Genomic DNA, 12,412 nt, shown 5'->3' with positions numbered 1-12,412 from the left:
TATTGACAACGCAGTGAATACATGTATATACTCCACACTCACGGATCTCTTCACTCTTATCACAATTCATATTTTCTTTTAGCATAAACATGCTCCCCTTTCATCGTTATCATTTTGTAATTTTATTATATCAGTTATTCATTTATCTGTCAATTGCAATTCTTAAAATTATTTTATTCATTACTTCAATATAATATTCTTTATTTTTGATAAAATATTTTTCCATAGGAAAAGTTAAAGATTAATCACCCCTTAATTAAGACATAATATTAAAAGAGTACTTAAGGAATAAACCTTGAAAGGAGCATTACAATGTCTAAAGTGCCTGTTAAAGTTGTTAATGATATTCACTGGATTGGTATGATAGATAAAGACCTGCGAATTTTTGATGTGATTATGAGAACCGAATATGGAACTAGTTACAATTCCTATTTAGTAAAGGGTTCAGAAAAAACTGCAATTTTTGAAACTGTAAAAACCAAATACTTCGACGAATATCTCGCTATGATTAGTAGATTGGTCCCTCCTGAAGAAATTGACTATTTCATTATTAATCATACTGAACCGGATCATTCTGGCGCCTTAGCAGAACTTTTAAAGGTTAATCCTAAGGCTATTGTCGTAGCTACCAAACCCGCTTTGAAATTTTTAAGACAAATTATCAACTTCCCCTTTAACGAAATGGAAGTAAAGGACGGCGACTCCATCTCTTTAGGTAATAAAACGATTAAATTTTTCGAAGCACCTTTTCTCCATTGGCCAGATTCTATGTATTCCTACGTGGTGGAGGATAAAATGCTAATTACCTGTGACTCTTTTGGTTGTCATTATGCCAGTGATGAGATCTTTAACGACGAAATAGAAAAAGACCCTTTAAAAGATGCAGATTTACAGTCCGCCTACAAATACTATTATGATATGATTATGGGTCCCTTTAAAAATCATGTTTTAAAGGCTTTAGATAAAATTAGACCTTTGGAAATTGATATCATTTGCCCTGGACATGGCCCTATCCTCAGAAATGACATAGATTATTATATCGATTTGTATCAACGTTGGAGCAGTGATGTTAAGATAAATGATGGAATTACCCGTGTCACCATTTCCTACGTCTCGGCCTATGGTTTTACCCACGAAATAGCTGAAGAGATTGCAAAGGGATTAAAGTCTTTAGATAACTTTGAAGTGTATTCCTATGATATTCTCCATACAGAGCATAAGGATATTATGAGTAAAATCTACTGGTCCGATGGTCTTCTTTTCGGTTCCCCTACTATTTGTGCAGACGCATTAAAACCTGTATGGGATATCCTTAGTCAAGTAAATCCTTTAGTTCATGGTGGAAAAGTTGCTGCAGCCTTTGGTAGTTATGGATGGAGTGGGGAGGCCATCAAAAATATTGAAGGTCGATTAAAGCAACTACGTATGAAGGTTTTAGAACCTGGTTTAAGAATAGCTTTTAAAGCTTCTCAAGAAGAATTACAAGAGGCTTATAACTTTGGAAGACAATTTGGAAACTATATACTTGATAAAAATAATGAAACTAAGCAAAAGGAGTTGAGTTGATGATATGACTAATAATATAAGCGTATATAATGAGATCGGGCAATTAAGAAGTGTTTTATTACATTGCCCTGGTGAAGAAATAGAAAATATTGTTCCTGATTATTTAACTAGACTACTATTTGATGAAATTGCCTTTATGAAGCAAGCCCAGAAGGAACACAATCAATTTGCTAGTATTTTAAAAAGTGAAGGAGTAGAAGTTTTATATTTGACAGAATTAATGGCAGAAATTTTAGAAATTCCAGAAGTTAGAAATCAATTTTTAGAAGATTTTATGTCGGAAGGTAGGGTCGCCACAGAAGGCTTAAGAGCTGCCTTAAGGGAGTTTTTTGCTCCAATGGCCCCTCTGGAAATGGTTAAAAAATGTATCAATGGCGTTAAAAAAACAGAAGTAAAAGAAATCACTAAAAAAAGCCTTGGAGATATGATTAAAAACCCCTATCCTTTTTATTTAGATCCGATTCCTAATATGTACTTTCAGAGGGACCCCTTTTCATCAATTGGAAGAGGCGTAACCTTGAATGTCATGCATTCAGTTACCAGAAACCGAGAAACTTTATTTGCTAAGTATTTATTTGATCATCACCCCAGATTCAAGAATGTTCCACGATGGTATAATAGAGATAAAACCCACTCATTAGAGGGAGGAGACGAATTGGTACTTTCTGATAAAGTCATTGCAATTGGTGTTAGCGAACGTACCGATGCAATTTCCATCGAAACTGTTGCAAAAAATATTCTTAATTCTGATGAAAGTTTTGAAACGCTATTAGCTTTTGATATCCCCAAAACAAGGGCTTATATGCACTTAGATACTGTATTTACCATGGTGGATCACGATCAATTCACGATTTATCCTGGTATAGAAATGCCTCTAGACGTCTTTAGTATCCATCGAGGCAAAAATAATGGCTTAGAGATCACCTATGAGGCTGCAAAATTATCGGATATATTGAAAAAGTACTTAAAACTTCCTGCTGTAAACTTAATTCGGTGTGGTGATGGTGATCCAATTGCTGCAAGTAGAGAGCAATGGAATGATGGTAGTAATACTTTAGCAGTCTCTCCCGGAAAGGTTGTTTGCTATAACAGAAATCACGTAACGAATGAGGCCTTAAGAAGAAATAATATAGAGGTATTAGAGTTTGATTCCTTCGAGCTTTCTAGAGGTCGAGGTGGTCCCCGTTGTATGAGTATGCCCCTACTCCGAGATAAACTTTGATATTTTGTTTTAAAGCTTATGCCTCACTTTTATAAACAATAGTGGAATTGTTATCTTGCGCTTATCATTATTGTGTGTGTCATTATTGTGATTCTCATTTTTTTGACTTTTATAAGAATAAATTGTAAGATAGAATAAAATTAATAATCGTTTTTAAGCAAGAGTAGGAGGTCTTACAATGTTCGATTATCATGTACACAGTTGTCAATTTTCTGGGGATGCCAGTATGTCTATGGAAGAGGCTATTGAGACAGCAATAAAAAGAAATATCTTAGAAATTTGTTTTACTGATCATACCGATTATGATTACGATGGATTAAATAATGATTATAAATTTAATTATGAAGAATATTTTAAGACGATTGATTTTTACAAAAATAAATATAAAGATCAAATTTCAATAAAACATGGGGTTGAATTTGGTCTTCAGCCCCATCTAATTGAAAAATATTCATTAGATGCTTCTAACTATAATTTTGACTTTATAATTTGTTCGATTCATGCTGTTGAGAAAACTGACCTTTATAAAGGGAATTTTTTCACTAACAAAAAACAGTTAGACGCCTATTCAGTATATTTTCAAGAACTTGAGCAAGTGGTAGATGGTTTTGACGACTATTCGGTTTTGGGACATTTGGATGTTATCAAGCGTTATGGGAGCTTTGATATATCCCTCCCTCTAGATGATTATCGTGAGTTTTTAACGCCACTATTAAAGAAAATTATCCATAAAGGTAAGGGGATTGAATTAAATACTTCTGGAATACGTTATATGCTAGGAGATTATCATCCATCTTTAGACACATTAAAGCTATACCACAGTTTAGGTGGAGAGATTATTACTGTAGGTTCTGATGCCCACCAAATACCCCAAGTAGCCTTTGACTTTCCTAATGCTTTAAAAGCCCTCAGTGAAATTGGCTTTAAATATATTACTACCTTTAATCAAAGAGTACCTAAATTCCATTCAATTAGCAAGTTGATTGATTAAGATTAAGATTAGTATTAATATTAAATTTGATAGATTAATAGAAAAAGCATGACTCTGGTCTTAAGAATCATGCTTTTTCTGTTGTTTCACATTGTTATGGTTTTAATGGGCACCCGCTGGTCTGCTCCACATTTTTCACAGAAAAAAATATGTAGACAACAATGGTGGGCTACTCCATCTACTTGCTGTGTAATCTCCTTCGATAGATATGGACTATAGTCATCATAATAATCTTGAATGGCTCCCCTCGCTGTCATTCCACCACCACATTTAGGGCACTCAACAATATAACTGTTCATACCATTACAAATTGGACATACTTCTTCCATCATAGGTACCCACTCCTCTACCAGCTGGCTTTTTTAACCCCTGGAATTTGTCCCTTATAGGCCAATTCTCTAAAGCATATTCTACAAATTCCAAACTTACTTAAATAACCATGGGGTCTACCGCATATATTACAACGATTATATTTTCTCGTTCTATACTTTTGTTTTCTTCTCTGCTTTACTATTAATGAAGTTTTGGCCATGTTTCTCCTCCTTTTAATCTACTTAATAATATTATTTACTAAGGATAGCTTTTCAATCCCTAAAGATAAAACAAAATCGACTTTCACCATTATTATCGCTAGGAAGTCACTCTTTTTACCTTTTTAATAGAGGAAATTGCATAGTTAATATTAAATTTTATAACGAGAAAAGATTACAAAAAAGATTAGGATGCATGGCTCCGTTAGAATATCGAAACCATGCATCAATATGTGCATGCTACTTTAATTAAATTACTGTCTAGTTGACAAGGGTTAGTTCCTTTTACTGTCTGCTTTATTTATCATTATTTTTTTCTGTTAGAAATTGTAGTATTTCTTCTGCATGTCCTGTGGTTTTAACATTCCTAAATTCCTTTACTAGCTTTCCATTTTTATCTATTATAAACGTAGATCTAACTGTACCAATAACATCCTTGCCAAACATTTTTTTAGGCTTTAAAACCCCATATAATTCATGAACAACCCTCTCTTCATCACTTAATAATTCAAAGGGTAAGTTTAGCTTTTCTTTAAATTTGATATGGCTTTTTAAACTATCTTTACTAATCCCAAGAAGGGTATAGCCTTTAGCATTAAATTCTTTGAAATAATCTCTGAACTCAGAGGCTTCGTTGGTACAGCCAGGGGTATGATCCTTTGGGTAGAAAAATAACACGACATCATTTTTGTCTTTAAAGTCACTTAAGGATATATTTTCACCATTCGTGGAAGCTAGTGTGAAATTAGGAGCCTGTTCTCCTACTACTAAATTACTCATGTCATCACCTCAAATTATGTTTATATGTATTTTACCCACATTTATATAAACAAAATCACTTTTATCATAATATATTGTAGCTAACAAGAAAACTCAGCGAACGTAGCGTATACATTCATACGCAAGGGTGCTGGGGTTTTGCAGTAACGCTGAAGATGAGGGCTTTTCAACTACTTTGTAGCCTCTGTAGCCTGTTCAAAAGTCCTTAGATTCAAGGAACAAAAAAACCCAGCGAAGGTAGCGTATACATTCATACGCAAGGGTGCTGGGGTTTTGCAGTGACGCTGAAGATGAGGGCTTTTCAACTACTTTGTAGCCTCTGTAGCCTGTTCAAAAGTCCTTAGATTCAAGGAACAAAAAAACCCAGCGAACGTAGCGTATACATTCATACGCAAGGGTGCTGGGGTTTTGCAGTGACGCTGAAGATGAGGGCTTTTCAACAGGCTACTTGCTGTATTTCTCAAACAAGTCATCCAACGCCTCCCTCATTAAAAAAGCCTCTGTCTTTTCAGTTTTTTTGGATAGCTCTGCTAATCTTTCTAATTGAGTTTTTGTAAAATAGTTAGACTTTTGCACCATATTTTCACTGGCGGCGACACAGACTTTATTTTTACCTTCTCTCTTGGCTCTAAATAATGCACTATCGGCTGCTCGAATTAGTTCTACTGCATTTTTTGCGTCCTTGGGATAATTAGAGATTCCGGCACTAATTTTAATTGAAATTTCTTTTTTACGGCCTCCTATATGAAAGGTGTTTTCGTCTATATGCCTTCTTATTTCTTCCATCATAATGTAGCCAGTATCAGAGGTGGTATTGCTGAATAGTAGGTTAAATTCATCTTTATTACTTCGACACAGAGCATCTTTATCTTTTATATTCTGCTTCAATATAGAAGCGATTTTTTTTATGACTTCATCCCCAACAACTTCTCCATAGTAGCTATTAACAGCCTCAAAATTATCAATGTCTATCGTTGCTAGGGTAAATGTATTGTCTTCGCTGTTAATCTTCTCATCTAATAAATTTATAAATGTTTCCTTATCTAAAATTCCTGCAATCTTCTCGATCATGATAGACCCCCTCCAAAAGTTAACTCAAAATATAGCTTGTTCCTATTTATATGTACCCAATATCATTTATTATTCACTATGGATCTATTAAATTCCTTCTTTACCTATGGGAATATTGTAATAAAGTTTATTTCCTTAGAATATTTATTGTAGTAGAAATTTTAAGTGTTTCTAAACACAATTGAGGTGATCTTTTGAAAAAAACATCCTTTATCATGGGCACAATACTTCTAGCTTCAATTAACTTTATTGTGAGATCCCTTGGTTTTATTTATCGGATCCTACTTTCTAGAACCATAGGAGCTCAAGCCATTGGATTATATCAAATGGTTTTCCCATTTCTTATGGTCTTAATCACAATCCCCACCTCTGGAATTCCGATTGCAGTTTCAAAACTGGTGGCTAAGGAAAACTCCCTTCATAATCGGAAGGGAATTTATCGATTATTGACACTTTCACTTCTATTAGGAGGCGGAATTGCCCTTTTAATAACGATAGTAGTATCCTTAAATATGGATTTCGTAATTACAAAGATCTTAAAAAATGAAGACTTATTCTACCCTGTTTTGTGGTCTATACCTGCTATTGGCATCATTACTTTTTCTAGTATTTTGAGGGGCTTCTTCTATGGTTTAAAGGACATTAAACCAGCAGCCACAGCTCAAGTTTTAGAACAAGTTGCAAGAATTGTCTTCGTTCTATTCTACCTATATTATAGAAAGCCTAGTCATCCAGTTACTGCTGCTACCATCGCCATCATTGGCGTTTCTATAGGGGAGTTTTTTGGTCTTTTATACTTAATTTTAAAGTTTAACTTTAAGAAGCTTATAGGTAGAAGAAGCTTTGTTCCCCATATTAGTACTGGATTTATGAACTTAATGAGTGATTTACTGTACATATCAATCCCCATAACCATTAGTAGACTACTTTCAGTTTTTATGCAGACAATCAATTCTATCCTCATACCTCAAAGATTACAAGCTGCAGGATATTCATCGGTGGCAGCTATCGAGACTTTTGGAAAAATTTCTGGAATGGCAATGCCACTCTTATTTCTACCTTTTACCGTTACATCAGCATTGGTTTTAAATATCATTCCAAATATTTCTGAAGAGCTTGCTGTAAATAACACAAAAGAGGTTGCTCATAAAGCAAATTTAGCTCTAAAAATTACCATCTTGATTGCTATACCAATTACAGGGATGTATATTATATTTGGAGACCAGTTAGCTCAACTAATTTACCATGAAGCTGAAGTAGGTCGATACCTTGCCATAATCAGCTACGCCACCCTATTTTTATGTATGCAACACACTCTATCTGGTATACTACATGGGATGGGTAAACAGGTCATCACAACCATCAACTTCATGTTGGGAATGATCATCCAACTCTATTGTACCTATTTCTTAGTTGCAAACCCCAACTACGGCGTTAATGGCTTTTTTATAGGTTATATTTTAGCATCCTTTGTTATCTTCATCCTTAATTTAATAACATTAAGTAGACACGTTAAGTTACAACTACCTTTTTTTCAATCAATACTTAAACCTACCCTTTGTTCGGTTTCAATGTTTTTAATCATCATTATTCTTGAAAAAATTCTTGTAAATTATATCTCAACCACCCTTACAATTATTGTTTCTTTATGTTTTGGCGCCTTCTTCTATTGTATAGCCCTTATATTAACTAAAACAATAGATCTAAAGTATTTTATCAATAGCATTAAAGGATAGTAAATTCGCTATCCTTTTTGTATTTGAAAATTACATAGCTGAGAAAATTACATAGCTAAGGAAATTGCATAATTAATTCAAAAAGCCTATTAATAAAAAATGAAAACTTGGCTATTCACCTCGTAATCTAAGATTTGGCCATCTACTTCTATTTCATTAAATAATTTCCTTCCAGTAAACTAACTCCTTTATCTTTTTAAAGAAAAATATTTAATAATTTCTTCAGGTTCCATTGTATTTATAACATCTTTTTCTTCTAGCCATCCTTTACGCCCAATGCCTACACCATAGTAAATATCATCTATTCCTTCTATACTATGGGCATCTGGTTCAATTACCAGCTTCACACCCTTTTCTCTAGCAAATCGGCAAAGTCTCCAATCGAGATCTAAACGATGGGGATTACTGTTTATTTCTATAGCAACTTGATTCTTACCACAAGCTTCTATAATTTTTTCTATATCTAACTGATATCCTTTTCTAGAAAGTAATAGTCTACCAGTAACATGCCCTAATATTGAGAGGTATCTATTTTCTATAGCCTTTAAGATTCTTTTCGTCATGGTTTCTTCATCTAGGTTAAAGTGACTATGGATAGAACCAATTACATAATCAAAAGAAGCCAAAACTTCATCATCGTAGTCTAAGGAACCATCGACAAGAATATCTGATTCGATTCCTTTTAAAATCTTTATTTTCGGGTACTTTATTCTTAATTCCTCAATCTCTTCATGCTGTTTTATAATATTTTCTTCCTTTAACCCTCCGGCATAAAAGGCACTTATACTATGGTCTGAAATCCCAATATACTTAAAACCTTTATCTATCGCAGCACTTACTAATTCCTCTATACTATTTTTCCCATCACTGTAGTGACTATGAACATGTAAAACTCCCTTTAAGTCCCCTACATCTATTAATCGAGGAAGTTGTTTATGCTCTGCAGCTTCTATTTCTCCCTGTCCTTCCCTCAACTCTGGTGGAATATATTCTAATTCTAAAAGATTGTAGATCTCTTCTTCAGTTGATGCAGGCAACCTGTCTTCCCCTCTAAAAACACCATATTCATTAACTTTTAGACCTAACTTTTTAGCTCGGTGCCTTAACATTGTATTATGTTCTTTACTTCCTGTAAAATGTTGTAGGGCATAGGGGTATTCGTCTTCTTCAACTAGCCTTAAATCAATATTAACTCCAATGTTTAACCCTATACTACTTTTAGTTTCTCCCTTAGCAATGATCTTTTCTACCCCTTCAATTGAAGTAAAGAAATCCATCACTTTTCCACGTGAATCCATTGGACAACTTGCAATAATATCTATGTCTTTAATGATTTCCTTTCTCCTACGAATACTTCCTGCTAGGGAAATATCAATAATCTCTGGTAACTCTTTTAACTGATTTAAAACATAACCCCCATACTTCAAACCTGTAGAGATTAAAAACTGCCCCTGATACTTTTTTAGCTGCTGTATTCCATCAAAAATTTTCCCTTGGGTCTTTTCACCAAATCCCTTTAGATCTACAAGTCGATTTTCTATACAAGCATATTCCAATTCTCCAATAGATGTAATTTCTAGTTTTTGATATAATTCTCTAATCTTTTTGGGGCCGACGCCTGGTATTCTCATCATTTCCATTAATCCTTCTGGAGTTTCTGCCTTCAGCTTTTCATAAAATTCTAATTTACCTGTTTTAACTAGTTCTATAATTTTCTCTTCTAGAGCCCTTCCAATTCCCTTTACTGTATTTAGGCGATTTTCCTCCACCAAAACCTTTAAATCTTCTTCCAGAAGTTCTACAGTTCTTGCCCCATTATAATAGGCTCTTATCTTAAAGGGATTCTCCCCCTTAAGCTCCATCATCATTCCTATTTCTTCAAAAATTTTACTGATGTCGTATTTATCCATAGTTCCCCTCCTACCTGTAACTTTGTTTTCCTCTTTTCTATTTACATTATACCCCTACAATGGGAAAAATAAAAAGCAACCCACGAGATGATTGCTTTCTACTGAAAATTTGTAAGTTCTTATTCCATCTATAATCTCTTAAATTAGTTCAACTGCCCTATATTTTGACTATAGATATAACTCTATTGTTTAATAATTACTGTTGTATCTATTCAGATACTTCAACCCTTTCTACTACCTCAATTTCATCTCCTGCTTTCACTAATCCACCCTTTAAGATTTTTGTAAAGATACCTTCTTTTGGCATTACACAATCCCCTACAGTGTGGAAGATAGCACAGCGGCTATGGCATTCCTTACCTATTTGGGTTACTTCTTGAAGGGTTTCACCAATCTTCAGCTTTGTTCCTATCGGTAATTCATACAACTTAATTCCTTCAGTAGTGATGTTTTCAGCAAATCGTCCTGCTTCTAAGTCTTCAATGCCCATTGCTTTAATTTTATCAATACTTTCTTGTCCTAAAAGACTTACTTGTCGATGCCAATCGCCTCCATGGGAGTCACCCTCTAGACCAAAATTGTCAATAAAGATCCCCTCTTTCATAGGGTCCTTCGGAATACCCTTTTCCTTACTAATATTAATTGAAATTACTTTAGCCATCTTAAATTCCCCCTTAAATTAATTTAATTTCACCTATTCCATCTGTTTTATAGCCACCTAAACCATTAATATATTCTATAAAATCTTTACTTTTCATTACTTCAATTAGCTGAAGAATCCTTTCATCATCTAATAAATCTTGCGATATTAATAGATCGTAATCTTCCCATGCAATAGGAATAAAATCTAATCCCATTGTAAAAGCTGCAGAAGAGATTCCCATTCCACAATCGGCTGTTCCACCTGCTATGGCGGCTGCAACAGCCATATGGGTTGTCATTTCTCGCTGGTACCCCTGAACCTTTGAAGTATCAATTTGTAACTTTTCTAAATAGTAATCTAGAAGAATTCGAGTACCTGCACCCCGCTGACGATTTACAAATTGTAGATCTTCTCTTCCTAAATCTTCTATTCCTTTAATTCCCTTTGGGTTACCTCGCTTTACCATCAAACCTTGACTTCTACCCACAAATTTTATTAAGGCCATCGATTGACCCTTTAAGTACTGTCTTACATAACTTAGATTATATTCTCCACTATTGGTATCAAGTAAGTGTATTGGAGCAATATGGCATTCTTGTTTTTTCATTGCCATAATTCCCCCAAGACTACCAACATGGGCTGAAGATAGATACAATTGACTGTTTGCCTTATGAAGCTGATTGCCTAAAAGATCCATAACCATATCATGGCTTCCTATTGAAACTAATGTGTCATAAATTTCTTCAATAGGCTTTAGTAATTGAATTTCCACATTTGTTCCACCTTCATAGCCTTCTAAGTTTTGCGGAACAACTAAAACACCATCAGCTCTAACCAATGACATAGTTACTCCTGCTCCCCTTTCCAGTGGGGTTGCAATTAACTTTTCACCGACCTTACCTAACTTCATTCTGATGTATTCTTCATGTTTTAAAGAAGAAACAACCCTTCTAGATAAAGTGGCATTAATCGTGGGTGGTTTAACCATCACTTGTTTATTGTAGGCAGCTATTAGAGGCTTAACAAAAAACTCTACTGTAAAATAAGCGGAAACTGGATAACCAGGTATCCCTATAACTGGTTTTCCTGATACAAGGGCTAAGATGACTGGCTTCCCAGGCTTAGTGGCTACTCCATGAATAACCACTTCTCCTATCTCCCTTAAGACATCCACCGTAAAATCTTTAGAGCCTGCTGATGATCCCGCATTAATTACAACAATATCATTTTCTTCAACAGCCTTCAGTATACTCATTTTAATTTTCTCATAATCATCTTCAACAACACCATATCGATTAGGAACACCATTATATTCCTGAATCATTGCAGCAAACATGCTGGTATTGGATTCGATGATCTTACCATCTTCTAACTCATCATCTACACTAATTATTTCTGAACCTGTGGGAATTAATCCAACCTTTGGCAGGGAATAGACCTCCACTTTTCTTATTTGTCCTGCCAATAATGCCCCAATATCTACTGGTCTAATTTGATGATTAGCTGAAATAATCAATTCCCCTGCTACAATGTCTTCACCAATAGGCCTAACATGTTGCCATGGTCTAGCTGGTTCGTGGATTTCTACAGTAACCTCATCTACTACGATAATATCCTCTATCATAATCACTGCATTAAAAGGTTCTTTCATTTGTCCACCAGTATTAATATAACTAAAGTCTTCTCCTTCTTTAAGATGGACTGCCTTGATTTCTGTGGCGCCATAGGTTTTTTCAGCTACTACAGCAATTCCATCCATTGCTGCTGCGTTATAGTTTGGAGAAGATTTTTCAGCAAAAATTCCAGTGGTGGTAATACGACCTAAGGCAGAAGTAACTGGAATCATTTCTTTTTTTTCATCAAATTGATTAAAGTTAATCCGATTTAAATATTGTTCTTGTGCTTCTTTTAAAGGAATATTAGTTAAATATATATTTCTTGTATCCTTCATTCCACCCACCCT

At 34.5% G+C, this 12,412-nt stretch carries 12 protein-coding genes; 5 read left to right on the top strand and 7 right to left on the bottom strand.

Annotated elements, in window-relative coordinates:
- Positions 1-312 precede the first annotated feature (312 nt).
- From T335_RS19675 to T335_RS0102690, 3 genes are all read left to right on the top strand, one after another.
- Complete coding sequence (locus T335_RS19675) at positions 313-1,566, top strand: FprA family A-type flavoprotein (RefSeq protein WP_034327558.1); 1,254 nt, start codon at positions 313-315, stop codon at positions 1,564-1,566.
- Between the two features lie 4 nt (positions 1,567-1,570).
- Positions 1,571-2,788: an arginine deiminase gene (gene arcA / locus T335_RS0102695; protein WP_026476167.1), complete on the top strand. Its 1,218-nt coding sequence runs from the start codon at positions 1,571-1,573 to the stop codon at positions 2,786-2,788.
- 178 nt (positions 2,789-2,966) lie between these two features.
- Positions 2,967-3,779, top strand: a complete 813-nt coding sequence (locus T335_RS0102690; protein WP_026476166.1) for a histidinol-phosphatase HisJ family protein — start codon at positions 2,967-2,969, stop codon at positions 3,777-3,779.
- An 86-nt stretch (positions 3,780-3,865) separates the two neighbouring features.
- On the opposite strand, the gene T335_RS0102685 is transcribed toward T335_RS0102690, so the two are convergent.
- Both T335_RS0102685 and T335_RS0102680 read right to left on the bottom strand, forming a co-directional pair.
- On the bottom strand, positions 3,866-4,111 hold the full coding sequence (locus T335_RS0102685) for a hypothetical protein (protein WP_242837237.1): 246 nt from the start codon (positions 4,109-4,111) through the stop codon (positions 3,866-3,868).
- A gap of 14 nt (positions 4,112-4,125) precedes the next feature.
- Entirely contained in the window at positions 4,126-4,311 is a 186-nt protein-coding gene (locus T335_RS0102680; protein ID WP_026476164.1) for a type Z 30S ribosomal protein S14, read from the bottom strand.
- A 44-nt stretch (positions 4,312-4,355) separates the two neighbouring features.
- On the opposite strand from T335_RS0102680, the gene T335_RS22970 reads away from it, so the two are divergent.
- On the top strand, positions 4,356-4,562 hold the full coding sequence (locus T335_RS22970; protein ID WP_408605158.1) for an IS3 family transposase: 207 nt from the start codon (positions 4,356-4,358) through the stop codon (positions 4,560-4,562).
- A 44-nt stretch (positions 4,563-4,606) separates the two neighbouring features.
- On the opposite strand, the gene bcp is transcribed toward T335_RS22970, so the two are convergent.
- Together bcp and T335_RS0102670 are read right to left on the bottom strand one after the other, a co-directional pair.
- The gene (gene bcp / locus T335_RS0102675) at positions 4,607-5,089 is read right to left on the bottom strand and encodes a thioredoxin-dependent thiol peroxidase (RefSeq protein ID WP_026476163.1); all 483 of its coding nucleotides are present in this window, start codon (positions 5,087-5,089) and stop codon (positions 4,607-4,609) included.
- 444 nt (positions 5,090-5,533) lie between these two features.
- On the bottom strand, positions 5,534-6,160 hold the full coding sequence (locus tag T335_RS0102670) for a diguanylate cyclase domain-containing protein (RefSeq protein WP_026476162.1): 627 nt from the start codon (positions 6,158-6,160) through the stop codon (positions 5,534-5,536).
- A 194-nt stretch (positions 6,161-6,354) separates the two neighbouring features.
- Between T335_RS0102670 and T335_RS0102665 the strand changes: the two genes are divergently transcribed.
- Positions 6,355-7,896 (top strand): putative polysaccharide biosynthesis protein, encoded by a 1,542-nt coding sequence (locus T335_RS0102665; RefSeq protein ID WP_026476161.1) that lies wholly within the window; start codon positions 6,355-6,357, stop codon positions 7,894-7,896.
- Between the two features lie 188 nt (positions 7,897-8,084).
- Here the strand turns inward: T335_RS0102665 and polX are convergent, their stop codons facing one another.
- The 3 genes from polX to T335_RS0102650 form a co-directional block, all read right to left on the bottom strand.
- Positions 8,085-9,806: a DNA polymerase/3'-5' exonuclease PolX gene (gene polX, locus T335_RS0102660; protein ID WP_026476160.1), complete on the bottom strand. Its 1,722-nt coding sequence runs from the start codon at positions 9,804-9,806 to the stop codon at positions 8,085-8,087.
- A 208-nt stretch (positions 9,807-10,014) separates the two neighbouring features.
- Positions 10,015-10,467, bottom strand: coding sequence for an MOSC domain-containing protein (locus T335_RS0102655; RefSeq protein ID WP_026476159.1), 453 nt, complete (start codon positions 10,465-10,467; stop codon positions 10,015-10,017).
- Positions 10,468-10,480: 13 nt separating this feature from the next.
- Positions 10,481-12,400 carry a molybdopterin biosynthesis protein gene (locus T335_RS0102650; protein ID WP_034327642.1) on the bottom strand — a complete coding sequence of 640 codons (1,920 nt, stop codon included), beginning with the start codon at positions 12,398-12,400 and terminating at the stop codon, positions 10,481-10,483.
- Between the last annotated feature and the right edge of the window lie 12 nt (positions 12,401-12,412).

This window comes from Alkaliphilus transvaalensis ATCC 700919 (genome assembly GCF_000621485.1).
GTDB lineage: Bacteria > Bacillota > Clostridia > Peptostreptococcales > Natronincolaceae > Alkaliphilus > Alkaliphilus transvaalensis.
The sequence above is the reverse complement of the archived record's forward strand: the minus strand, read 5'-3'. Positions and strand labels throughout refer to the sequence as shown.

Bases quoted from the DNA above. Each gene is read 5' to 3' on its own strand.
- T335_RS19675 (WP_034327558.1), top strand. From the start codon at position 313: ATGTCTAAAGTGCCTGTTAAAGTTGTTAATGATATTCACTGGATTGGT.
- arcA (WP_026476167.1), top strand. From the start codon at position 1,571: ATGACTAATAATATAAGCGTATATAATGAGATCGGGCAATTAAGAAGT.
- T335_RS0102690 (WP_026476166.1), top strand. From the start codon at position 2,967: ATGTTCGATTATCATGTACACAGTTGTCAATTTTCTGGGGATGCCAGT.
- T335_RS0102685 (WP_242837237.1), bottom strand. From the start codon at position 4,111: ATGATGGAAGAAGTATGTCCAATTTGTAATGGTATGAACAGTTATATT.
- T335_RS0102680 (WP_026476164.1), bottom strand. From the start codon at position 4,311: ATGGCCAAAACTTCATTAATAGTAAAGCAGAGAAGAAAACAAAAGTAT.
- bcp (WP_026476163.1), bottom strand. From the start codon at position 5,089: ATGAGTAATTTAGTAGTAGGAGAACAGGCTCCTAATTTCACACTAGCT.
- T335_RS0102670 (WP_026476162.1), bottom strand. From the start codon at position 6,160: ATGATCGAGAAGATTGCAGGAATTTTAGATAAGGAAACATTTATAAAT.
- polX (WP_026476160.1), bottom strand. From the start codon at position 9,806: ATGGATAAATACGACATCAGTAAAATTTTTGAAGAAATAGGAATGATG.
- T335_RS0102655 (WP_026476159.1), bottom strand. From the start codon at position 10,467: ATGGCTAAAGTAATTTCAATTAATATTAGTAAGGAAAAGGGTATTCCG.
- T335_RS0102650 (WP_034327642.1), bottom strand. From the start codon at position 12,400: ATGAAGGATACAAGAAATATATATTTAACTAATATTCCTTTAAAAGAA.